The sequence below is a fragment of the Aminobacter sp. SR38 genome (assembly GCF_014843375.1).
GTDB classification, from domain to species: domain Bacteria; phylum Pseudomonadota; class Alphaproteobacteria; order Rhizobiales; family Rhizobiaceae; genus Aminobacter; species Aminobacter ciceronei.
This window is the reverse complement of sequence record NZ_CP062112.1, coordinates 1,537,281-1,560,903: the sequence shown is the minus strand read 5'-3', so window position 1 is coordinate 1,560,903 and position 23,623 is coordinate 1,537,281. Positions and strand designations below refer to the sequence as shown.

The 23,623-nt window shown below is 64.7% G+C and carries 18 protein-coding genes; 12 read left to right on the top strand and 6 right to left on the bottom strand.

What is annotated here, in order from left to right:
• Positions 1-80: 80 nt before the first annotated feature.
• Positions 81-986: an alpha/beta fold hydrolase gene (locus IG197_RS07605; RefSeq protein ID WP_246765332.1), complete on the top strand. Its 906-nt coding sequence runs from the start codon at positions 81-83 to the stop codon at positions 984-986.
• Here IG197_RS07605 and IG197_RS07600 read toward each other — a convergent pair.
• Together IG197_RS07600 and IG197_RS07595 are read right to left on the bottom strand one after the other, a co-directional pair.
• Positions 983-2,272 carry a glycosyltransferase family 1 protein gene (locus IG197_RS07600; protein WP_192318038.1) on the bottom strand — a complete coding sequence of 430 codons (1,290 nt, stop codon included), beginning with the start codon at positions 2,270-2,272 and terminating at the stop codon, positions 983-985. The two genes, IG197_RS07605 and IG197_RS07600, sit on opposite strands and share 4 nt — an antisense overlap.
• A 16-nt stretch (positions 2,273-2,288) precedes the next feature.
• The gene (locus IG197_RS07595) at positions 2,289-2,978 is read right to left on the bottom strand and encodes an HAD family phosphatase (RefSeq protein ID WP_192318036.1); all 690 of its coding nucleotides are present in this window, start codon (positions 2,976-2,978) and stop codon (positions 2,289-2,291) included.
• Positions 2,979-3,144: 166 nt separating this feature from the next.
• On the opposite strand from IG197_RS07595, the gene IG197_RS07590 reads away from it, so the two are divergent.
• On the top strand, positions 3,145-4,278 hold the full coding sequence (locus IG197_RS07590; RefSeq protein ID WP_192318034.1) for a site-specific DNA-methyltransferase: 1,134 nt from the start codon (positions 3,145-3,147) through the stop codon (positions 4,276-4,278).
• A gap of 152 nt (positions 4,279-4,430) precedes the next feature.
• On the opposite strand, the gene IG197_RS07585 is transcribed toward IG197_RS07590, so the two are convergent.
• Both IG197_RS07585 and mutY read right to left on the bottom strand, forming a co-directional pair.
• Positions 4,431-5,042, bottom strand: a complete 612-nt coding sequence (locus tag IG197_RS07585; RefSeq protein ID WP_182575273.1) for an HAD family phosphatase — start codon at positions 5,040-5,042, stop codon at positions 4,431-4,433.
• A complete protein-coding gene (mutY, locus tag IG197_RS07580; protein WP_192318032.1) occupies positions 5,039-6,163 on the bottom strand; it encodes an A/G-specific adenine glycosylase in 1,125 nt (374 codons plus the stop codon). Before mutY ends, IG197_RS07585 begins: the two co-directional genes overlap by 4 nt.
• Positions 6,164-6,219: 56 nt before the next feature.
• On the opposite strand from mutY, the gene IG197_RS07575 reads away from it, so the two are divergent.
• The 3 genes from IG197_RS07575 (at position 6,220) to smc (ending at position 11,123) form a co-directional block, all read left to right on the top strand.
• Positions 6,220-6,717: a DUF721 domain-containing protein gene (locus tag IG197_RS07575; RefSeq protein WP_067964536.1), complete on the top strand. Its 498-nt coding sequence runs from the start codon at positions 6,220-6,222 to the stop codon at positions 6,715-6,717.
• Positions 6,718-6,860: 143 nt separating this feature from the next.
• Positions 6,861-7,604, top strand: coding sequence for a DsbA family protein (locus IG197_RS07570; RefSeq protein WP_182575275.1), 744 nt, complete (start codon positions 6,861-6,863; stop codon positions 7,602-7,604).
• 60 nt (positions 7,605-7,664) lie between these two features.
• Positions 7,665-11,123, top strand: coding sequence for a chromosome segregation protein SMC (gene smc, locus IG197_RS07565; protein WP_192318030.1), 3,459 nt, complete (start codon positions 7,665-7,667; stop codon positions 11,121-11,123).
• 138 nt (positions 11,124-11,261) lie between these two features.
• Here the strand turns inward: smc and IG197_RS07560 are convergent, their stop codons facing one another.
• A complete protein-coding gene (locus IG197_RS07560) occupies positions 11,262-12,023 on the bottom strand; it encodes a glycosyltransferase family 25 protein (protein WP_157097150.1) in 762 nt (253 codons plus the stop codon).
• Between the two features lie 191 nt (positions 12,024-12,214).
• Positions 12,215-12,898 (bottom strand): TetR/AcrR family transcriptional regulator, encoded by a 684-nt coding sequence (locus tag IG197_RS07555; RefSeq protein ID WP_312870962.1) that lies wholly within the window; start codon positions 12,896-12,898, stop codon positions 12,215-12,217.
• Between the two features lie 17 nt (positions 12,899-12,915).
• Between IG197_RS07555 and IG197_RS07550 the strand changes: the two genes are divergently transcribed.
• From IG197_RS07550 to nirD, 7 genes are all read left to right on the top strand, one after another.
• A complete protein-coding gene (locus IG197_RS07550) occupies positions 12,916-14,100 on the top strand; it encodes an efflux RND transporter periplasmic adaptor subunit (protein WP_067964524.1) in 1,185 nt (394 codons plus the stop codon).
• On the top strand, positions 14,097-17,183 hold the full coding sequence (locus IG197_RS07545; protein ID WP_192318028.1) for an efflux RND transporter permease subunit: 3,087 nt from the start codon (positions 14,097-14,099) through the stop codon (positions 17,181-17,183). Before IG197_RS07550 ends, IG197_RS07545 begins: the two co-directional genes overlap by 4 nt.
• A gap of 115 nt (positions 17,184-17,298) precedes the next feature.
• Positions 17,299-17,895 (top strand): ANTAR domain-containing response regulator, encoded by a 597-nt coding sequence (locus tag IG197_RS07540; RefSeq protein WP_067966949.1) that lies wholly within the window; start codon positions 17,299-17,301, stop codon positions 17,893-17,895.
• Positions 17,892-19,127: a CmpA/NrtA family ABC transporter substrate-binding protein gene (locus IG197_RS07535; protein ID WP_192318026.1), complete on the top strand. Its 1,236-nt coding sequence runs from the start codon at positions 17,892-17,894 to the stop codon at positions 19,125-19,127. The genes IG197_RS07540 and IG197_RS07535 overlap by 4 nt, the downstream gene beginning before the upstream one ends.
• Positions 19,128-19,522: 395 nt before the next feature.
• On the top strand, positions 19,523-20,815 hold the full coding sequence (locus IG197_RS07530) for a nitrate/nitrite transporter (RefSeq protein WP_192318025.1): 1,293 nt from the start codon (positions 19,523-19,525) through the stop codon (positions 20,813-20,815).
• Positions 20,816-20,835: 20 nt separating this feature from the next.
• Positions 20,836-23,286: a nitrite reductase large subunit NirB gene (gene nirB / locus IG197_RS07525; RefSeq protein ID WP_192318023.1), complete on the top strand. Its 2,451-nt coding sequence runs from the start codon at positions 20,836-20,838 to the stop codon at positions 23,284-23,286.
• A gap of 5 nt (positions 23,287-23,291) precedes the next feature.
• Entirely contained in the window at positions 23,292-23,621 is a 330-nt protein-coding gene (gene nirD / locus IG197_RS07520; RefSeq protein WP_192319635.1) for a nitrite reductase small subunit NirD, read from the top strand.
• The last annotated feature ends 2 nt before the right edge of the window (positions 23,622-23,623 follow it).

The window sequence follows — 23,623 nt, the reverse complement described above, 5'->3', positions numbered from 1 at the left end:
AACTCCGAAAATTGCCATTGACACATTAGGTAATTCAACCAAGATTGCTAATGCGTAATTCTACATTGAAGGCATGTGAAGTGACAATCCTGGCTTTTCCTCGCGTGGCCCATCGTTATCTCGACGTCGATGGCATCCGCGTCTTCTACCGCGAGTCGATCCCGGCCCAGGCCGGCCTTGACGCGCCGGTACTGCTGTTGCTGCACGGCTTTCCCTCGGCTTCGCACCAGTTCCGCCGACTGATCGACGCCATCGGCAACAGCTACCGGGTCATCGCGCCCGATTATCCCGGGTTTGGCCACAGCGACGCGCCGCTCCCGACAAGCGCCGGCGGCACGTTCGGCTACAGCTTCGACCGCCTCGCCGACATGATGGAAGGCTTCGTCAAGGGACTGGGGCTGGACCGCTTCGTCGCTTATCTCTTCGACTTTGGCGCGCCGGTCGGTTTTCGCCTGGCGACGCGGCATCCCGAATGGTTTGCCGGCCTGATTGTCCAGAATGGCAATGCCTATGAAGAGGGCCTGTCGGACGGTGCCCGCCACTTCATCGCCTTGCGGCCGGATCAGCCCGACGCGGAGCTGAAGATCCGAGACCTGCTGACGCTTTCAGGCACGCGCTTCCAGTACGAGACCGGTGTCGGACAGTTGGAACTGCTGGCGCCGGACGGCTGGACGCTCGACCAGCATTTCCTCGACCAGCCCGGTCGCAAGCAGCCGCAGGTCGACCTGGCGTTCGACTACCACAGCAACGTCGCGCGTTACGGCGAATGGCAGGCCTGGCTGCGGCGCCACCAGCCGCCGACGCTGGTCGTCTGGGGCAAGGACGATCCGTTTTTCCCGGAGCCGGGCGCCCATGCCTTCCTTCGCGACGTGCCGGAGGCCGAACTGCATCTGTTTCAGACCGGGCATTTCGCCCTGGAGGAGAAGCTGCCCGAAATCGTGCCGCTGATCGCGGATTTCGTCGATCGGACGTGGTCCGGCAGCTAGTCGCCCTGTCGCAAGGCGAGGAGTTTTGTCAGCCTCGCCGTTGCGGCCTCCACCCCATATCTGGCGACGCAGCGGTCACGCAGGGCTGCCGTCTGCTGCCCGACATGGGCGGGGCTCGAGGCGACCTCGTCCAGCCGCCGGACGAGGTCTGCGACGCTGCGCGGATCAAAGAAGATCGCCAGATCGCCTGCTATCTCGCGGAAGACCGGCAGGTCCGAGCAGATGACGGGCAGGCCGAACAAGGCGCCTTCGACGATGGGAATGCCGAAGCCTTCACTCAGGCTTGGAAAGACAAGGGCCGAGGCCGAGCGCAGCAGCTCGGCCTTGTGGTCATCGGTGATCTGGCCGACGAAACGGACGTTTGAGCCGGCGCGTGGAAAATTGCTGGCCGGGACGTTGCCTATGATCACCAGCTCGGCACGGTCTGCCATGCCGGCGAAGGCTTCGACCAGAAGGGCGATGTTCTTGCGCGGTTCGTTGGAGAGGATCGAGACGAATCTCGGCCGCTCCGGTTTCGGTGTGGCGCTTGCAGTCTGTGCGGCCGACTGAAGATCGGGCCGAATGACCGGCGGGAAGAGCGACGCAGGCAGTCTTGCAGCGTGGTCGGGAAAGCGGCTGTTGAATTCGTCCCTGGTTGCTGCCGAGACGAACATCAACTCGGTCGCCTGGTCGAGAGCCGTCCTGAATTTCTGGTCGAAAGTGAACCTGTAGCGTCCCGAGAGCTCGTCGAGCGGGATGAGGTCGTGGATCACCAGCACGACCCGCGCGCCTTGGTCCGTGACCGGTTGCACGTAGTGGAAGGCGTCCATCAGCACGATGTCGAAGCCGCGTGCGTCGACAGTCGGAGGCGGCAAGTCATAGGACGCCCGCAAGGTACTGTCGCTGTAGAAGCCGGCGACGGGCATGAAGGCATCGATCCAGGCAAGGTGCGGCGCTGCCTTGTCCATCTCCGTGGAGCCCGGCGTCGCGGCAGGGACCAGCTTGCGCACCGGCAGTCGAGAAGAGACCGCAGACCGGTCACGTTGGCGCCGCGACTGGACGTATTTTACGTAGAGATGTTTCCAATGGGGCCTGTGACGGATAGCGCCATCGACCGTGCCTTCGACGAGGAAGCGGATGATCTCGTCAGGCGACGACGGGGCCGCTTGCTGCGTCTCGACGAGCAGCGTCGTTTCGACACCGAGGCGCTTGCAGCAGGCGAGCAGGCCGGCGCTGTAGTTGAGAATGCCGCGCGCCGGCGTCGGCGTCCCCACGCTCTCGCTGATCAGCAGCAGCCGCTTGCTCATTGCGCGGCCGCGTTCGTCAGGCGTGTTCCGACCACATGCTGAGTGCCTGGATCACGCCGCCAAGGTCGGCCCAGCGGCGAATCACCGTCTCGGCGCCGGCTTCGGTCAGCGCGTCGGCATGGCCGGGATAGCTGTGGGCGCCGCCGGTGAAGCCGATGACACGCATGCCGGCCGCAACGGCGCCCGAAATACCGTGCACCGAATCCTCGATGACAAAGGTTCTGGCCGGGTCGGCGCCATAGGTCATTGCGGCGTGCAGGAAGACATCGGGCGCGGGCTTCGGCTTCTTGCTCGGCGTTTCCAGCGCCGAAAAGATGCTGCCCTTGAACAGCGGCAGGATGCGGGTGCGCTCGAGCATCATCTCGATGCGTTCGCTGGTCGAGTTGGAGCAGATGCAGCGCGGCGCGGTGACGGCGGCAACGGCCTCGTGAACGCCGTCGATGGCGCGCACGTCGGTCTTCAGCTTGCGGTCGACAAGCTCCTCGGCCTGACTGATCAGCGAGGCCTGGAAGGGGATCGCCGCCTTCTCCTCGATCTTCAGCATGATGTCCTTGAAGGTCAGGCCGGCATAACTCTCGGCGATCTCTTCGGCAGATATCTCAAAACCGGCTGCGGTCAGCAGTTCCGCTTCGACGCGGGCGGCGATGATTTCGGAATCGACGAGCACGCCGTCGCAATCGAATATCACTAGGTCTGGCTGGGTCATGGCAGTCCGGGAAGCTGGGGCGCCGTCGGGGCGGAAAAGTTCAAGGCGCGGCAACTACACCATTCCAGCCCGATCCGCAAATTAGAACGCTCGCTTCATCAATTGTTTACGCTGATCGGTAACCATAACGGCGAGTAAATAGTAACGCGTCATCCCGGGTATCAGAATGTCAGCAGTGCGTCCTCTCGACCAGCTTTCCCGCACGCCAAAGCCGTCCGAATGGCTCGACACCATCATCAAGGGCGACTGCGTGGCGGCGCTCGACAAATTGCCGGCGAACTCCGTCGACGTCATCTTCGCCGACCCGCCCTACAACCTGCAGCTCGACGGTGACCTGCATCGTCCGGACCAGTCGAAGGTCGACGCGGTCGACGATCACTGGGACCAGTTCGAGAGCTTCGGTGCCTACGACGCCTTCACCCGCGCCTGGCTGCTTGCCGCCCGCCGCGTGCTGAAGCCCAACGGCACGATCTGGGTCATCGGCTCCTATCACAACATCTTCCGCGTCGGTGCGACGATGCAGGATCTCGGCTTCTGGATCCTCAACGACGTCGTCTGGCGCAAGACCAACCCGATGCCGAACTTCCGCGGCCGCCGTTTCCAGAACGCCCATGAGACGATGATCTGGGCTTCGCGCGACCAGAAGGGCAAGAACTATACCTTCAACTACGACGCGCTGAAGGCCTCCAACGACGACGTCCAGATGCGCTCGGACTGGCTGTTCCCGATCTGTACCGGCGGCGAACGTCTGAAGGACGACGACGGCAACAAGCTGCATCCGACGCAGAAGCCGGAAGCGCTTCTGGCACGCGTCATGATGGCCTCGACCAAGCCGGGCGACGTGGTGCTCGACCCATTCTTCGGCTCGGGGACGACGGGTGCGGTTGCCAAGCGCCTCGGCCGCCACTTCGTCGGCATCGAGCGCGAACAGGCCTATATCGACGCCGCCAACGAGCGCATCGCCGCGGTGCGTCCGCTCGACGGCCCGTCGCTGACGGTGCTGACCGGCAAGCGTGCCGAGCCGCGTGTCGCTTTCGGCAGCCTGCTCGACATGGGCCTGCTGGCCCCTGGAGCGACGCTGTACGACGCCAAGAAGCGCTGGGCGGCAAAGGTCCGCGCCGACGGCACGCTGTCGATCGGCGACACCGCCGGTTCGATCCACCGCGTCGGCGCCTCGGTGCAGGGGCTCGACGCCTGCAACGGCTGGACCTTCTGGCACTATGAGCGCGCCGGCGGCCTGACCCAGATCGACGAACTGCGCCGTATCGTCCGTGTCGGCATGGAAAAGGCGGGCGCCTGAAGCTTCAGCCGCGCCGGATCGTCCGGCGCGAGCGTGCAGGCATCATGGGTCGCCGGTTCTGGACCTTCAGAGACCGCGCCGCGCCTGCCATAGCAATCGAATTCCGGCAGCCAAACTAGCCAGCCCGGGTTCGCCGATCGGCCGGTTTCCAGTCACCGTCCGATCCCGAGACGCTCGAGGTCCGCCTCGAGCGTTTTCGCATTTGTGAACAGCACCGCCTGCCAGCCGGCGTCGATGGCGGCATTCACGTTCTTCTGGCTGTCGTCGATGAACAACGAAGCCTTTGGGTCGAGCCCGAAGGTTTCGACATGCAGGTCATAGATGCGGCGGTCCGGCTTGATCAGGCCGACATCGCCTGAAACCGTCACGCCGCGCGGCGTTTCGAGGAACGGGAAACGGCCGCGCGCCTCGCGGAACGTGTCCGAGGCCCAGTTGGTCAGCATGGTGACGTCGTGGCCGGCAGCGACGAGACCCTCCATCAGCGCGACGCTGTCTTCATAGTGATGCGGCACCATGTCGTGCCAGTGCAGGCGGAAGGCGCGAATGTTCTTTTCATGCTCGGGGAAGTCGGCGATCAGCAATGCCTCGGCTTCTTCCCAGCTTCGGCCGCGGTCCTGCTCGATATTCCACTCGCTGGTGCAGACATTGTCAAAGAACCAGCGCCGCTCGACTGCATCGGGAATGATACGGCTGAAAGGGATATCTGGGTCGTAATGGATCAGAACCTTGCCGATGTCGTAGACGATGTGGCGGATCTCGCTCATGACTTTCCCTGGTGTGCTCGTTTCATTGCGCCGGGTATGGCAGCTTCGATGACCTTTTTCATGACCGTTGGCAAGGCTTCGCCATTGAGCTCGTCTGCCGCCGACCAGAAATGGCCGTCGAGCGCGGTTCGCGATGCGACGTCGGCGCGGAACACCTCGAGGTCGAGCGAAAAATGGGTGAAGACGTGGTTGATGCTGCCGGCGCGTCGCCATTGGGCGGGAAAAGGCGCGCTGTCTGTGTCCGTCGCGCCGTCGATGCGCGAGGTCCAGCCTGTCGTTGGCACTTCGGTCATGCCGCCGAGCAAGCCCTTGCCCAAGCGCTTGCGCAGCAACACTGAGCCATCAGGCGTGACGGCGACGAAGGCAGCACCGCGTCGCATCGGCTTCTCGGCCTTCGGCGGCTTGACCGGATAGAGCTCGGGGTCGCCATTGACGATGGCGCTGCAATCGGCGCGCAGCGGACACAGCATGCAGCGCGGCCGGCGCGGCGTGCAGATGGTGGCGCCGAGATCCATCATCGCCTGGGCGAAATCTCCGGGCCGTGCGACAGCCAGCATGCGTTCGACATGGGCACGGATTTCCGGCTTGGCCTCCGGCAGCGGCGTCGCGATCGAGAACAGCCGTGTGACCACGCGCTCGACATTGCCGTCGACCACTGCCGCAGGCCGCATGAAGGCGATGGAAGCGATGGCAGCCGCCGTGTACGGCCCGATGCCGGGCAGGGCGCGCAGACCATCCTCCGTTTCAGGAAACTGGCCGCCGGGCAGGGCGGCGACAGTCTCGGCGCAGAGCTTGAGGTTGCGGGCGCGGGAGTAATATCCGAGGCCGGCCCAGGCCTTCATGACGTCTTCGGTTTCGGCTGATGCAAGCGCGGCCACGTCGGGCCATTTCTCCAGGAAGGCCCTGAAATAGGGTTTCACCGCCTCGACGGTCGTCTGCTGGAGCATGATTTCCGACAGCCAGACGCGGTAGGGATCGGGTCTCAGGCCCTTGGCGAGCTCACGCGGCGGCATCCGCCAGGGCAGTTCGCGATGGTTGGCATCGTACCAGCCGAGCAGATCGGCGGCGATCCTGTTGTCGGCGGCGTCGGCATGCTTGCGGGTCGGTGCTGGGGATGCCATTGGTGGTCGGAACTGCCTTCGGCTTTACATGTCGACAAGGTTACCTGGAGAACGACATGGCAGGGAAAAGATGGACGGGCAATCCCGTTCCGGTCAGCGATCTGGCAAGCGCCATCCTCGATCCCGTCCTGCGCAAGCGCACCGGCATCTCCGTCGGGCTTGTCCAGTCCTGGGAAGAGATCGTCGGCCCACGCCTGGCCCACAACACGCGGCCCGAGAAGATCCAGTGGCCGCGGCGCATGCATGAGGATGATCCGTTCGAGCCGGCGGTGCTGATCGTCGCCTGTTCGGGGCCGGCAGCACTCCATCTCCAGCATGAAACCGGCGAGATCATCAGCAGGGTCAATTCCTTTCTCGGCTTCAACGCCATCGGACGCATCCGCATCGTGCAGAAGCCGGTGGCGAACACGGGTGCCAAGCCGCGTCCACGCCTGCGCAAGCTGACCGATGCGGAGCAGGGCAAGCTTACTGGCGCAGTAAGGCTCATCGAGGATGAAGGACTGCGAGCGTCGCTGGAAAAGCTGGGCGCGAGCATCCTGGGCAGCCGAAAGTAGAAAATGCCGGCTTTCTCGCGCTTTCGTGATTGAAACTGCGGCAAATTGCGATTGGTTTGGGGACAGCCATGCCTTAATTCGCGCCAACTATCGCTTTCACGTAACCGCACATTGCAAAATCCAACCATCGTCAGGTGATTCGTATGCTTCGTTCGATTTCTCGCAGGACCGCACTTACCGGGCTCGCAGCCGTTTCGGCCGCGGCGCTGCTCTCCGCTTGCAGCGACTCCGGCGAGCAGGCCAACGCAGCAACGCCCAAGCCTGCCGAGCCGGCGACGCCGGCTGCCACGCCGGCCGCACCCGCGACGCCTGCCCAGGCGGTGAAGGTGCCCGAGGCACAGGGCTCGGTCGACATGGCCAAGCTGCTCGAAGCCGGCACCCTGCCTGACATGCAGCTCGGCAAGGCCGATGCACCCGTCACCATCGTCGAATACGCCTCGATGACCTGCCCGCATTGCGCGCATTTCCACGAGACGACGCTGCCGGCGCTGAAGACCAAGTACATCGACACCGGCAAGGCTCGGCTGATCTATCGCGAGTTCCCCTTCGACCCGCTGGCCGAGGCCGGCTTCATGCTGGCGCGCTGCTCGAAGGACAACTACTTCCCGATGGTCGACGTGCTGTTCAAGCAGCAGCAGAGCTGGGCCGGGTCGCAGAACCCCAAGGATGCGCTGCTGCAGATCTCCAAGCTCGCCGGCTTTACACAGGAGTCGTTCGAGGCCTGCTTGACTGACCAGAAGCTTCTGGACGATATCAGAGCCGTGCGCGCCCGCGGCGAGAACGATTTCAAGGTCGACTCGACGCCGACCTTCTTCATCAACGGGAAAGTCTACAAGGGGGCAATGACGATTGAGGAAATGTCGGCGGTTATCGACGGCATGCTCTGACAGGCTCATGGCACCGAGGCGACACGGCTTCGGTGCACCCTTCCGTGCGGACTGGCGCGCATGAAGTTTTCGCGCCTCCGCCTTCTCGGTTTCAAATCCTTTGTCGAGCCCGGCGAGTTCGTCATCGAACGCGGGCTGACCGGCATCGTCGGGCCGAATGGCTGCGGCAAGTCCAATCTCGTCGAAGCGTTGCGCTGGGTGATGGGCGAGAGCTCATACAAGAACATGCGCGCTTCCGGCATGGACGACGTCATCTTTTCCGGTTCCGGCACGCGCCCGGCGCGCAACACCGCCGAAGTCACGCTGTTCCTCGACAATAGCGACCGCACCGCGCCCGCCTCCTTCAACGATGCCGACGAGCTGCAGGTGTCGCGCCGTATCGAGCGCGAGGCCGGCTCCGTCTATCGCATCAACGGCAAGGAAGCCCGCGCCAAGGACGTGCAGCTGCTGTTTGCCGACCAGTCGACCGGCGCGCGCTCGCCCTCGATGGTCGGGCAGGGCCGCATCGGCGAGCTGATCCAGGCAAAGCCGCAGGCACGCCGCGCGCTGCTCGAAGAGGCCGCCGGCATTTCCGGTCTGCACACCCGCCGCCACGAAGCCGAGCTTCGCCTGCGCGCCGCCGAACAGAATCTCGAGCGCCTCGACGATGTCGTCGGCGAGCTGGAAAGCCAGATCGAAAGCCTGAAGCGGCAGGCGCGCCAGGCGTCACGCTTCAAGAACCTGTCGGCCGACATTCGCAAGGCGGAAGCGACGCTGCTGCATTTGCGCTGGACGCTGGCCAAGGCGCAGGAGGGCGAGGCACAGTCGGCGCTGGCCACCGCCACCGCTGTTGTCGGTGACCGCGCCGCCTCGCAGATGGCGGCGGCCAAGGACCAGGCCGTCGGTGCCCACAAACTGCCCGAGATGCGCGACGCCGCTGCTGCTGCCGCCGCAACCTTCCAGCGCCTGTCCATTGCGCGCTCGCAGCTCGAGGAAGAAGCCGGCCGCATCAATTCGCGCCAGAGCGAGCTCGACCGCCGCCTGCAGCAGCTCGATGCCGACATCGCCCGCGAACAGCGCATGATCGGCGACAATGCGGCAATCCTGGCGCGCCTCGATGCCGAGGAGAAGGCGCTCAACGACGAGAATGCCGGCGCGACCGACCGCGAGACGCATACGCGTGCTGCCTTCGAGGAGGCGGTGGCGACGCTGGCGCTGAGCGAGGCCGAGCTTGGCCGCCTGACCGCCGAACGCGCCGAGGCGGCTGCCGGCCGCACCCAGGCCGAACGCGCCATGCGCGACGCTGCCGAACGCCGCGACCGCTTCGCCCGCCAACTTGCCGAACTCGACCGCGAGGCCGGCGAGATTGCGGCGCGCATTTCGGCGCTGGCCGATCCGGCGGAAAAGCAGATGCTGGCCGAGGCGGCACAGGAAGCGCTCGAGGAAGCAGAGTTCGCGGCAACCGAGGCCGAGCGCGCCGTCACCGAGGCACGCCAGGCCGAGGCTTCGTCGCGCACGCCGCTGCAGGAAGCCAAGGCCGAGCTGGCGCGGATCGAAACCGAAGCACGCACGCTGGCCAAGATCATCAACGCAGCGTCTGGTGATCTCTTTCCGGCGGTGCTGGAGCAGATCGGCGTCGAGCGCGGCTTCGAGACAGCCCTGGGTGCTGCCCTTGGCGACGATCTCGAAGCAGCGCTCGACCGCGCAGCACCCGTACACTGGGGTGATGCCAAGCTGGCTCCGACTGACCCGAAGCTGCCCGAAGGCGTGCGCAGCCTCGCCGAGGTCGTGCGCGCACCGCATCAGCTGGCGCGCCGTCTCGCCCAGATCGGCGTCGTCGATGCCGCCGATGCGACAAGGCTGCAGCCGCTGCTTGCGCCGGGCCAGAGGCTGGTGAGCAGGCAGGGCGCGCTGTGGCGCTGGGACGGGCTGACGGCCAGCGCCGACGCGCCGACCGCAGCAGCGCAGCGTCTCGCCCAGAAGAACCGGCTCGCCGAGCTCGACGCCGAAGCCGTCCAGGCGACGCTTGTCGTGCGCGCCGCCGAAGAGGCCCTGGCGCGGGCGGAAAACGCCGTTCGCGAAAACACCGAGGCCGAACGCCAGGCGCGGCAGGCATGGCGCGACGCCCAGCACCATGTCGGTGCGGCGCGCGACGCGCTTGCCCAGGCCGAAAAGGCCGCGGGCGAACTGACCAGCCGTCGCGCGGCGCTGGATGAAGCCCGCGCGCGCGTCGCCGATGCGCATGAGGAAGCGCAGGCCGGCTACGTCGAAGCCGAGGACATGCTGGGCTCGGCACCTGATCTGGCCGACCTGCAGGCGCGGCTCGAACAGCTGTCCGGTGCGGTGGCGCGCGATCGCTCCGCGGTTGCCGATGCACGCGCCGTGCATGACGGCCTCAACCGTGAAGCCGAGGCGAGGGGGCGCCGTCTCAGCGCGATCGCCGCCGAGCGCCAGAGCTGGGTGCTGCGCGCCGAAAGTGCCGCCGAGCAGGTCGAGGCGCTGGCTGAGCGGCGCGAGGAAGCAGCCGCCGAACGCGAGACGCTGGCCGAGGCGCCCGACGAACTCGACGCCCGCCGCCGAACCTTGATGTCGGAGCTGACGCGCGCCGAGGCCACGCGCAAGGAAGTCTCCGACCGGCTGCAGGAGGCGGAGAACAAGCAGTCCGTTCTCGACAAGGCCGCAACCGCTGCCATCCAGGGATTGGCCGAGGCGCGCGAAGCAAGAGCCCGCGCCGAGGAGCGCCTGACCGCCGCCGACGAACGTCGGCGCGAGGTCGAGGCGCGGATCCAGGAAGTGCTGGCGACGCCGCCGCATCTGGTGATCAAGCATACGGGCCTCGAAGCCGACGATCAGATGCCCGATCCCGGCGAGGTCGAGCGGACGCTGGAGCGGCTGAAGATCGAGCGCGAGCGGCTGGGCGCGGTCAATTTGCGCGCCGAAGAAGAGCAGAAGGAGCTGTCCGACCGGCTGGAGGCGATCGTCTCCGAGCGTGAGGACATCATCGAGGCGATCCGCAAGCTGCGCCAGGGCATCCAGGGCCTGAACCGCGAGGGCCGCGAGCGCCTGCTGGCCGCCTTCGATCTGGTCAACGGCCACTTCAAGCGCCTGTTCACCCATCTGTTTGGTGGCGGCACCGCCGAGTTGCAGCTGATCGAGTCGGAAGATCCGCTCGAAGCCGGTCTCGAAATTCTCGCCCGCCCGCCCGGCAAGAAGCCGCAGACGATGACGCTTTTGTCCGGCGGCGAGCAGGCGCTGACGGCGATGGCGCTGATCTTTGCGGTGTTTTTGACCAATCCGGCCCCGATCTGCGTGCTCGACGAGGTTGACGCGCCGCTGGACGACCACAATGTCGAGCGCTTCTGCAACCTGATGGACGAGATGGCGGCATCGACCGAGACGCGCTTCGTCGTCATCACCCACAATCCCATCACCATGGCGCGCATGGACCGGCTGTTCGGCGTCACCATGGCCGAGCAGGGGGTGAGCCAGCTGGTGTCGGTCGACCTGCAGGCTGCTGAATCGCTCCGCGAAGCGAGTTGATCTCCAGCGTTCGCGCAGCGAACTCTTCAAGCGCTCGCGCAGCGAGCTGCTCCCGATCGCTTCGCGTAGCGAGCTGATCCCGACCGTTCGCGCAGCGAACTGGTCTGCGCTGGGCAAAGCGAGCTGTCCCGGAAAAGGCTACTTGAGCTTGAGGCTGTAGTGCTTGCGGTGGCGCCGATAGTTGATCTGGCGCAGCGCGGTCTGGCCGAGCGCCTTGACCGACACAGTCCAATGCCGCCTCAGCTTGACCTCGTTGCGATCGGCCTCGATCAGGCTGCCGCCGAGTTCGGCGCTGACGTCGGTCACCAGATTGGGCTTGATCGAGAGCACGCGCAGCTTGAGTTCCCAGAAGAACTTTATGTCTTCGTCGATCTGGCGGTAGACGGTGGCCCGGCTCAGGAAACTTTCCGCGCCACGCCGCGTGATGAGATAGCCGACCATGCCGGCAGTCGGGCTGCCATGCGAAACGATGGCGATGTCGGCGACGGCGACGGAGTCCACCACCGGCCGATCCTGGAAATCGAACAGCTTGAGGATATCCCATTCGACAGGCGCTTGCTGCAGCGCCGCTATGCGGGCGGCAAAGGCTTCCGGCTCCAGCAGGCGGAAATCGTCCTCGAGGATGAGAGCCGTCGGCGCATCGGTGTCGAGGAAGGCGCGCATCGCCTTGCGATGGCTGGCATAGGCCGCCACTTCGGCCGGCGCCAGCGGGCGCTTGGAATGCCTGCGGTTCTGCCTGGCGTCGTAAAGCTGAATGGTTTCAGCACATTGAGGGGTGAGGCCTTCGACGAACGCGAAGGGCCACGAAAGTGCTGAAAGCTGTGCGTTCGCCGACTTGCGCCGGGGCCCAGCTTCGGCATCCACTGTCACGACAAAGGTGACCGGCAACGACGAAGTCATATAGTGGCTCACTTATATGCGTGTACCGCTAAACTACGCGCAACCATTGGGCAACATGGGCACGCGTTCGAATGCAACGATATTTTGTGCGGTGGTTGAATCTCATAAACTCGGCGCAACGTATAGTAGGAAAATGGCAAATGTCGCAAAAGCAGCGCTCCGCCTGACGCGACCGCCTTGCCGCGACCGCCTTAAGAAGCCGCGGCTTCGCCGAGCAGGTAGGAAAGCGCCATGTTGCGCTCGTCGTCGTTCAATATGTCCATGTCGAACAGCTTCATGCTGCGCAGCCCTTCAATGACCAGAAACGCCACCATCAGCTTGGCGGTATCTGGTGTTTCCGACTTCAGGCGGTCGAGCAACTGACGCTTGAAGTCCCTGACAGGATTGAGAAAATCGGGGTCTTCGGCAAGTGCTGCGAGCACTCCGGCCGCTGACGGCTGCTTCTGTTCGCACTCCCGCGCCGACAGTTCAATGTAGGCGGTCAGACTATTTTTGGTGGCATCGCCGTGCTTTGACGCCTCTGCCTCCAGCGCATCCTCGAAGCTCTTGAGATAGTCCTGGACCAGCGCCTGCATGAGCTTGGCCTTGGTCGGGAAATTGTACAGCAATCCGCCTTTCGACACGCCGGCGCGCTGGGCCACCGCGTCGAGCGACAAGTTGCCCGGGCCGACGATGTCGGCAAGCTCGCTGGCCGCGGCCAGAATCTTGTCGCGTGAACTCGGTCGATGACCAGCCATCGGCGCTACCTCCTGAAAGTTCACTTTATCGTATGTTGACAATACCGTCCAGACGGTACAGTAAGCCCGCCGCCCTTGGGTTTTCGCCAAAATGGGTCCATTGTGCACCGCAACCCATCCGGGGATATGCGGTTCCAAATCGATTGGGGTCTCCTTTGATCAAGCGTCTCATCATCGCTCTCGTTCTGCTTGTCCTTGTTTGTGGCGGTATCGTCGGCTTCAACATGTTCCGCGACAATGCGATCCAGCAGTTCTTCGCCAACATGCCGGTCGCGTCGGTGACGGTGGCGACCACCAAGGTCGAACCGGCTCCCTGGACGCCCGGCATTGAAACGATCGGCACGGTCAATGCCTCGCAGGGCGTCGACCTGACGGTCGAGCAGGCAGGCATCATCAAGGACATCAATTTCGCCGCCAACCAGCGCGTCAAGCAGGGCGACGTGCTGATCCAGCTCGACGACACCGTCCAGCAGGCGGACCTCGCCGCATCCAAGACCCAGGCCGCGCTCGACCAGCAGTCGCTCGACCGCGCCATCGAGCTGCAGCGCCGCGGCGTCGGTTCGGAAGTGGCGCTCGATGCCGCCCGTGCCACCGCCTCGACCTCGGCGTCGCAGGTGCAGAAGCTGCAGGCCGTGCTCGACCAGAAGCAGCTGCGTGCCCCGTTCAACGGCACCATCGGCATTCCCAAGGTCGATGACGGCCAGTATCTCGCCCCCGGCACCATCGTTGCCACCTTGCAGGACCTCGACACCATGCGTGCCGACTTTTCCGTGCCCGAGCAGCAGCTCGCCTCGCTGAAGATGGGCCAGCCGGTCGTCTTTGGTGTGACCGCCGACGACATGGCCTTCAAGGGCGCTGTTGTCGGTATCGATCCCAAGGTCGATCCGCAAAGCCGCCTGGTTTCGGTCCGTGCCGAGATCACCAATCCTGACGGCAAGCTGAGCCCCGGCCAGTTCGTGCGCGTGCGCGTTGAGCTGCCCCGGGAAGATGGCGTGCTGGCCGTGCCGCAGACGGCGCTGACCACCAGCCTCTATGGCGACTATGTCTATGTCGTGCGTCCGGCCGAGGCCAAGCCTGTCGCCGAAGGTGCGGCCGCACCGGCTGCGGCAGCCGCCGCAGCACCGGCGGAGGCCAACGCTGAACCGGCGCTCACAGTCAGCCAGGTCTTCGTCAAGGTCGGCCGCCGTTCGGAAGGCCGCGTCGAGATCATCGAAGGCATCAAGCCTGGCGACGAACTTGTCATCGCCGGCCAGAACAGGCTGACCAACGGCACCCCCGTCAAGGTCGACAACACGGTCTCGCCGGTCACCTCGGCCGATGCCAAGGCGGCTGCAAAATGAGTTTTTCAGACATCTTCATCCGCCGCCCCGTCCTGTCGACGGTGGTCGCCCTCATGATCCTTCTCCTGGGCTTCCAGGGGCTGTTCAACCTGTCGGTGCGCCAGTACCCCAAGGTCGAGGAGACGGTGATCACCATCACAACCGTCTATCCCGGCGCCAGCGCCGACCTGATCCAGGGCTTCATCACGGCACCGATCGCCGCCGCTGTGGCGACGACCGAGAACATCGACTACGTGACCTCGCAGAGCCGGCCGTCGTCGAGCACGGTGACCGTGCAGATGGAGCTTGGCTCCAATCCCGACACGGCTCTGACCGAGGTGATGTCCAAGGTCCAGCAGGTGCGCGGCCAGCTGCCGTCCGACGCCAAGGATCCGACCATCGTCAAGGGCACAGGCCAGCAGTTCGCCATCATGTATCTGGCGATGCAGAACCCGAACATGAGCTCGGAGGAGCTGACCGAATACATCCAGCGCGTCATCCGTCCGCGCATGTCGACGATCGAGGGCGTTGCCGAAGTTCAGGTGCTAGGTGCCGCCAACTATTCGATGCGCGTCTGGGTCGATCCGGTGAAGCTCGCCGCGCGTGGCCTGACTGCAGCCGAAGTGCTGCAGGCCATCAACGCGTCCAACTTCCTGTCGGCGCCCGGCAAGACCAAAAACGAGTATGTCGCCTACTCGATCACCATGAAGTCGACGCTGCAGACGCCGGAATCCTTCGGCGAGTTGCCGCTCAAGTCGGACAACGGCAACGTCGTCAGGCTGCGCGACGTCGCCCATGTCGAACTGGCCGCCGAAAGCACCGACACGGTGGTCAATTTCAACGGCCAGCCCGGCACCTTCATCGGCATCTTCCCGACGCCGTCGGCCAACCCGCTGAATACGGCGGCCGCGGTCATCAACGAGCTGCCGGCAATCAGCGCCAGCCTGCCACAGGGCATGACCATCACCATGGTCTATGACTCGACCGAGACGATCAGCGCCTCGATCGAAGAGGTGTTCAAGACCATCGCCGAAGCGGTGGCCATCGTCATCGTCGTCATCCTGCTGTTCCTCGGTTCGTTCCGCTCGGTGCTGATGCCCGTGGTGACGATCCCGCTGTCGCTGATCGGCGTCTGTTTCATCCTGTTGATGATGGGCTACTCGATCAACCTTCTGTCGCTTTTGGCCATGGTGCTTGCCATCGGCCTTGTCGTCGACGACGCCATCGTGGTGGTGGAGAACATCCACCGCCACATGGAGGAGGGCATGTCGCCGATGCAGGCGGCGTTCAAGGGCATGCGCGAGATCTTCGGGCCGGTGGTCGCGATGACCATCACGCTTGCCGCGGTGTTCGCGCCGCTCGCCTTCACCGGCGGCCTGACCGGTTCGCTGTTCCGCGAATTCGCGGTGACACTTGCCGGTGCGGTCATCCTGTCAGGCTTCATCGCGGTCACCATCACGCCGATGATGTCGGCGCGCATGCTCAAGGCCGGCAACCACAGCCGCTTCGCGCAGTTCGTCGACCGTTCCTTCGAACGCATCGCCAACCGCTATGAACGCCTGGTCGCCGGCTCGCTGAAATACCGGCCGGTGACGTTGCTGATCGTCGTCGCACTCGTCGGCGTGACCGGCTTCATGTTCTTCAAGACGTCGAACGAGCTGGCGCCGGAAGAGGATCAGGGAGCGCTGTTTGCGCTGGTCACGGCGCCGCGCTATGCGACGACGGAGTACACAACCCTCTATACCGACCAGATCCGCGACCTCACCAAGGACCTGCCGGAGCTCAAGACCAGCTTCTCGATCGTCGGCATGGGCGGCGCTACCAATTCGGGCTTCACCGTCTGGGTGCTGAAGGACTGGGCCGACCGCACGCGCTCGCAGAAGGAGATCCAGGCGGATATCCAGGCGCGCCTGTCCAAGGTCAGCGGCGTCGAGGCATTGGTGTTCGCACCGCCCTCACTGCCGGGCGCCGGCGGCGGTCTGCCGATCTCGATGGTCATCCAGTCGACCGGCGATCCGAGCCAGGTCTTCGAGGTGGCCGAACAGATCAAGCAGAAGGCGCAGGCCTCCGGCCGCTTCATCGTCGTGCAGAACTCGCTGTCCTTCGATGCGCCGCAGGTCACGGTCACCATCGACCGCGACAGGGCGGCAGCGCTCAACCTGTCGGTGCGCGACATCGGCACGACACTGAGCCTGCTTGTCGGCGGTGGGTCGATCGCCGAGTTCGACCGCGATTCCAACAGCTACGACATCATCATGCAGGTGCCGGAGGAATACCGGAACAATCCCGAGAAGCTCGGCGAGTTCTTCGTCCGCAGCGTCAACGGGCAGATGGTGCCGCTGTCGGCTGTGGTGTCGATCAAGACCAACTCCTCGCCGGCCTCGATCGAGCAGTTCAACCAGCTCAACTCGGCGACGATCTCGGCACTGCCGGTGCCCGGTGTCACCACCGGCGACGGCCTGACGACGATCGAGGAAATCGCCCGACCGCTGCTGCCGGCGGGCTTCTTCATCGACTACTCCGGCCAGTCGCGTCTGGAGAGCGAGCAGGGCAGCACGATCCTGATCGCCTTCGGCCTGGCCATCGTCGTGATCTACCTGGTTCTGGCGGCGCAGTTCGAAAGCTTCCGCGACCCGTTCATCATCATGATGTCGGTGCCGCTGTCGATCTTCGGCGCCATCGTGCCGCTCAATCTCGGGCTGGGCACGCTCAACATCTACACCCAGGTCGGTCTGATCACGCTGATAGGACTGATCACCAAGCATGGCATCCTGCTGGTCGAATTCGCCAACCAGCAGCGTGAAGAGCATGGGCTGTCGCGCAGCGAGGCGATCATCGCTTCGGCCAAGGTTCGCCTGCGGCCGATCCTGATGACGACGGCGGCGATGGCGCTGGGCGTGGTGCCGCTGATCATCGCTTCGGGCGCCGGTGCCGCCGCGCGCTATTCGATGGGTCTGGTGATCTTCTGCGGCGTGATCGTCGGCACGATCTTCACCTTGTTCGTGGTGCCGATGTTCTACACCTTCATCTCGCGCAAGGACCTCGCCGCCCATGTCGAGGAACCCGACGCCGCGCAGATGGCGGAACCCGCCCACCATCCCTGAGCGGATGATCTGAAATGAAAGAGGCCCCGGAGCGATCCGGGGCCTCTTGCTTTGCCACGGCCGCCACTGCATTTTTGCGTTGCACAATGACGGCCGGCGCGCAAAGAAGAAGAGCATGAAGACCGCCGCGCTCCGGGTACTCGTCATCGACGAAAACCGCATCCGCGCCTCGATCATCGAGGCGGGGCTGCGCGAGGCCGGGCATGAGGACGTCACACTGGTCCACGATGTTTCAGGCATCGGCCGACGCATCGCCGAGATCAATCCCGACGTCATCGTCATCGATCTCGAAAACCCCAACCGCGACATGCTGGAGAACATGTTCCAGCTGTCACGAGCGGTAAAGCGGCCGATCGCCATGTTCGTCGACCGCTCCGACAGCGCCTCGATCGAGGCCGCGGTCGATGCCGGCGTCTCCGCCTATGTCGTCGACGGGCTGAAGCGCGAGCGGGTCAAGCCGATCCTAGACATGGCCGTCAGTCGCTTCAATGCGTTTTCGCGGCTGGCGCGCGAACTGGAGGAGGCGCGCAGCGAACTCGAGGACCGCAAGGTGATCGACCGCGCCAAGGGCATCCTGATGAAGTCGCGCGGCATCTCCGAAACCGAGGCCTATGCGCTGATGCGCAAGGCGGCGATGAACCAGAACCGCAAGCTGTCGGAGATCGCCCAAAGCCTCGTCACCGCTGCAGGCCTGTTGGGAGACGACGCATGAGCGAGGCCCGCTTCGAGATTTCAGCTGGTTTCCTGCCGCTGCTCGACAGCGCGCTTCTGGTCGCGGCCCGGGAGAAGGGCTTTGCCGCGGCCGAAGGCATCGAGCTCACCTTGCTGCGCGAGACCTCCTGGGCCAACATCCGCGACAGGCTCGCGGTCGGGCATTTCCAGGTCGCGCACATGCTGGCGCCGATGCCGATCGCCTGCAATCTCGGCCTGACCCCGCTGGCGGCCAACACCGTCGTGCCGATGGCGCTCGGCCTCGGCGGCAATGCGGTCACCGTGTCGAACGCGCTGTGGCGCGACATGGCCGGCCATGGCGCGAGCGGCGATCTTTCGCCGCGCACCGCCGGCGACGCGCTCAGGGCCGTGGTGGCCGACCGTGCCCGCAGCAACGCGTCGCCGCTGCGTCTCGGCGTCGTTCATCCGCATTCCGGCCATAACTACGAACTGCGTTACTGGCTGGCTGCCTGCGGCATCGATCCCGACCGCGACGTCGAGATCGTGATCCTGCCGCCGCCGCTGATGGCCGATGCCTTGGGCTCGGGCGTGCTTGACGGCTTCTGCGCCGGCGAACCCTGGAATACCGCCGCCGTTTTGCTCGGCCATGGCCGCATCGCCACGGTGAAGGCCAAGATCTGGCGTTCCAGCCCGGAGAAGGTGCTGGGCGCCGACGCGCGCTGGGGCGAGGCCAATGCCGAGGCGCTGTCGGCGTTGCTGCGCGCCATCCACCATGCGGCGCAATGGTGCGCGGAACCGGCCAATCACGCCGAGCTTGCCGGCATCATGTCGGCGCCTGCCTATGTCGGGCGCCCGGCCGAATGGATGCTGCCGGCATTGTCAGGCCATCTCGGCACGGCGGTGGACAGTGTCGTCGACGTTGACGATTTCTTCGTGCCGCAGGCCAAGGCCGCGACCTTCCCGTGGAAGAGCCATGCCTTGTGGTTCTACAGCCAGATGGTGCGCTGGGGCCAGGTGGAGCATTCCGCCGCCAATGCCGCGATCGCCCGCGACACCTACCGTCCCGACCTCTACCGCACCGCGCTCAAGCCGCTGGGGGCGGCACTGCCCGGCGCCAATGCCAAGGTCGAAGGTGCGCTGCCGGTGCCGACACCGGTCGGCTCGGCCGGCGCCAGCCTAGTGCTTGGGCCGGACGGATTCTTTGACGGCGGCCTGTTCGATCCCGACGATCTCGACGGCTACATCGCTGCCCAGCGGAACGTGGCCGGCTGATCGGTCGTCAATTTTTGTGCACTGCACATAAATTGGGCAGGTGCCGACGTGAGTTGGCTATCGATTGATCGCCTGTAATTCGGCAGCCGATGCGGCCGATTTTACATAAGCATCTGAAAATAAAAGGGAACGCCGTGATCAGTGAAACTGGCACGGCTTGTGCATTGCAATAGGCGAGGCCACCGCATCGGCCTGAAACTCGAAATCGAGTTTCGGTGACCACGATGCGGCAGGGCCAGACATATCGGCGTCCAATGGCGGGCGCCCCAGGCGAAGCTGCCGACCAGATGACCGCGATCCCGGATGTACGGACGCGCGACCCTGGCCGGCAGCTTTTTTTGTTTTCGCGATCCAGATCAGCGCGGCGCCTCCCACGCCGCACAACGGAGCCGACAATGACCACCACCCTCCCAGCCGCGCCCAGCCAGGACAATGCTCCGGTCAGGGCGCTAGCCATCTCCACCATCGCCTTCACCGTCTGCTTTGCCGTGTGGACGATCTTTTCGATCATCGGCGTGCGCATCAAGCAGGAGCTCGGCCTCTCCGAAACCCAGTTCGGGCTGCTCATCGGCACGCCGATCCTGACCGGCTCGCTGGTGCGCATCGTGCTCGGCGTCTGGACCGACCGTTTCGGCGGGCGTCTCGTCTACACCGCGACCATGCTGGCGGCGGCCATCGCCACCTTCCTGCTCGCCTTTGCCCAGACCTACACCCAGATGCTGATCGCCGCCCTCGGCGTCGGCCTCGCCGGCGGCTCCTTCGCCGTCGGTGTCGCTTATGTCTCGCGCTTCTTTCCGGCCGCAAAGCAGGGCACGGCGCTCGGCATCTTCGGCGTCGGCAATGTCGGCGCCGCCGTCACCAAGTTCCTGGCACCCTTCGTGCTGCTTGCCGGCGGCTGGCAGGAAGTGGCGCTGATCTGGGCCGCCTGCCTCGGCTTCATGGCCTTCATCTTCTGGTTCGGCAGCGAGGACGACCCCGTCATCCGCCAGCGCCGCATCCATGGCGGACAGGCAAAGAGCTTCTGGGCCGAGTTCGCGCCGCTGCGCAACGTCCAGGTCTGGCGCTTCGGCCTCTATTATTTCTTTTCCTTTGGCGCCTTCGTCGCCCTGGCTCTCTGGCTGCCGCGCTACCTGATCGGCGTCTATGGCTTCGACATCGTCACCGCCGGCATGATCGGTGCCGCCTATTCGATCCCGGCCAGCATCTTCCGCGCCTATGGCGGCATCCTCTCCGACCGCGTCGGCGCCCGCACGGTGATGTACTGGACCTTCGGCGTCTCGGCGATCGCCACGCTGATCCTGTCGCTGCCGACGGCCGATTATGTCGTGCACGGCATCAGCGGACCGATGTCCTTCCATTTCGAGGTCGGGCCGATCGCCTTCATGGTCGTCGCCTTCGTGCTTGGCTTCTTCATGAGCCTGGGCAAGGCCGCCGTCTACAAGCACATCCCGGCCTATTATCCTGAAAATGTCGGCGCCGTCGGCGGCCTCGTCGGCATGATCGGCGGCCTTGGCGGCTTCATCCTGCCCATCGCCTTCGGTGCCCTCAACGACCTCACCGGCCTGTGGTCGAGCTGCTTCATGCTTTTGTTCGCCATCGTCGTGGCATCGCTGGTCTGGATGCACCTGTCGATTCGCCGGATGTCGCGCGAAAGCGCCGACGCGCCGCTGACCTTCGCTGCCCAGTGACATTGTCGAGGAGCACAGCAATGACCGAGAGACTTGTCATCATCGGCAACGGCATGGCCCCCGGGCGCATGCTGGAACATCTGCTGGAAGCAGCACCCGACCGCTACCAGGTCACCATCTTCAACGCCGAGCCGCGCGTGAACTACGACCGCATCATGCTGTCGCCGGTCCTGTCGGGCGAGAAGGCCTTCGAGGAGATCGTGATCCACGGCGACGGCTGGTACATCAAGCACGGCATCACGCTCTACAAGGGCCACAGGATCGTCGCCATCGACCGCGTGGCGAAGACCGTCACATCGGACCATGGCGTCACCGAGCCCTATGACAAGCTGGTCGTCGCCACCGGTTCGGTGCCCTTCATCATTCCGGTGCCGGGCACGGATTTGCCCGGCGTGCTGACCTACCGCGACCTCGACGACGTCAATGCCATGCTGTTTGCCGCCCAGTCACGCGCCAGGGCGGTGGTGATCGGCGGCGGACTGCTCGGCCTGGAGGCCGCGGCGGGACTGAAGGAGCAGGGCATGGATGTGACGGTGCTGCACGTCATGCCGACGCTGATGGAGCGCCAGCTCGACCCTGCCGCCGGCTATCTCCTGCAGAAGGCGGTCGAGGCGCGTGGCATCAAGGTGATGACCAAGGCCAACACGAAGGCCATCGTCGGCGATGGCAAGGTCGAGGGCGTGAAACTCGCCGACGGCACCATCATCCCGGCGACGCTGGTGGTGATGGCAGTCGGCATCCGGCCCAATGCTTCGATCGCCAGGGATGCCGGCATCGACACCAATCGCGGCATTGTGGTCGACCACGGCATGCGCACCTCCGATCCCGACATCCTTGCGCTCGGCGAATGCGCGGAGGTCGGCGGCCAGGTCTACGGGCTCGTCGCGCCGCTCTACGAGATGGCACGCGTCGCAGCGGCCCATCTCGCTGGCGACGAGACGGCCTGCTTCGTCCATTCCGACACGCCGACAAAGCTCAAGGTCACCGGCATCGACCTCTATTCGCTCGGCGACTTCGCCGATGGCGACGACCGCGAGGAGATCGTGCTGCGCGATGCCGCAGCCGGCATCTACAAGCGGCTGGTGCTCAAGGACAATCGTGTCATCGGCACGGTGCTCTATGGCGAAACGGGTGACGGGGCCTGGTTCAACGACCTCAAGAAGAAGCAGACCGATATTTCGGAGATGCGCGACACGCTGATCTTTGGCCAGGCCTATCAGGGAGGATCGCCGCTGGACCCTATGGCGGCCGTTGCGGCACTGGCGGATGATGCGGAAATCTGCGGCTGCAACGGCGTCTGCAAGGGCAAGATAACAGGCACCATCGTTGCGAAGGGGCTGACCTCGCTCGACGACGTCCGCGCCCATACCAAGGCGTCCGCGTCCTGCGGCTCCTGCACCGGCCTGGTCGAGCAACTGATGTCGCTGACCCTGGGCGACAGCTACAACCCCACAGCCGTGCAGCCGATGTGCAAATGCACCGAGCTCGGCCATGACGACGCGCGTCGCCTGATCAAGGCCAAGGGCCTGAAGACCATCCCGGAAGTCATGCAGGAGCTGCAGTGGATGACCTCCTGCGGCTGCGCCAAGTGCCGGCCGGCGCTCAACTACTACCTCGTCTGCGACTGGCCCGACGAATATGCCGACGACTACCAGTCGCGTTTCATCAACGAGCGTGTCCACGCCAACATCCAGAAGGACGGTACCTATTCGGTGGTGCCGCGCATGTGGGGCGGCGTGACCAATGCGAATGAACTGCGCGCCATCGCCGATGTCGTCGACAAGTTCGAGATCCCGCTGGTCAAGGTGACGGGCGGCCAGCGCATCGACATGCTGGGCATCAAGAAGGAGGACCTGCCTGAAGTCTGGTCCGATCTTGGCAAGGCCGGTTTCGTCTCGGGCCACGCTTATGCCAAGGGCCTGCGCACGGTGAAGACCTGCGTCGGCTCCGACTGGTGCCGTTTCGGCACCCAGGATTCGACCGGACTCGGCATCCGCATCGAGAAGTTCATGTGGGGCTCGTGGACGCCGGCCAAGCTCAAGATGGCGGTGTCGGGCTGCCCGCGCAACTGCGCCGAGGCGACCTGCAAGGACATCGGCGTCATCTGCGTCGACAGCGGTTTCGAGATCCATTTTGCCGGTGCTGCCGGCCTCGACATCAAGGGCACCGAGGTGCTCGGCCTTGTGAAATCGGAGGACGAGGCGCTCGAGGTCATCGTCGCGCTGACGCAGATGTATCGCGAGCAGGGCCGCTATCTCGAACGCATCTACAAATGGGCCAAGCGTGTCGGCATTGCCGAGATCAGGCGCCAGATCCTCGACGATGCCGGCAAGCGCAAGGCCTATTACGAGCGTTTCGTCTTCAGCCAGAAATTCGCCCAGGTCGACCCATGGTCGGAGCGCGTCTCCGGCAAGGACAAGCACGAATTCCGGCCTATGGCCTCGGTCGGCTTTGCGGAGGCAGCGGAATGAGCGAGATGGATTGGATCGCGATCGGCACCCTGGCCGACATACCGTTACGCGGCGCGCGCTGCGTGAACACGCCCCAGGGCAAGATCGGCGTGTTCCGCACCGCCGAAGACCAGGTCTTCGCCATCGAGGACCACTGCCCGCACAAGGGTGGGCCGCTGAGCCAGGGCATCGTCCATGGTGCGGCGGTGACCTGCCCGCTGCACAACTGGGTGTTTTCGCTGGAAACCGGCAAGGCGCTCGGCGCCGACGAAGGCGCGGTCAGGACCATCCCGCTCAAGGTCGAGGACGGACGCCTGTTCATCGCCCTCGAACTCCGTGCTTCGAAGGCAGCCTGACC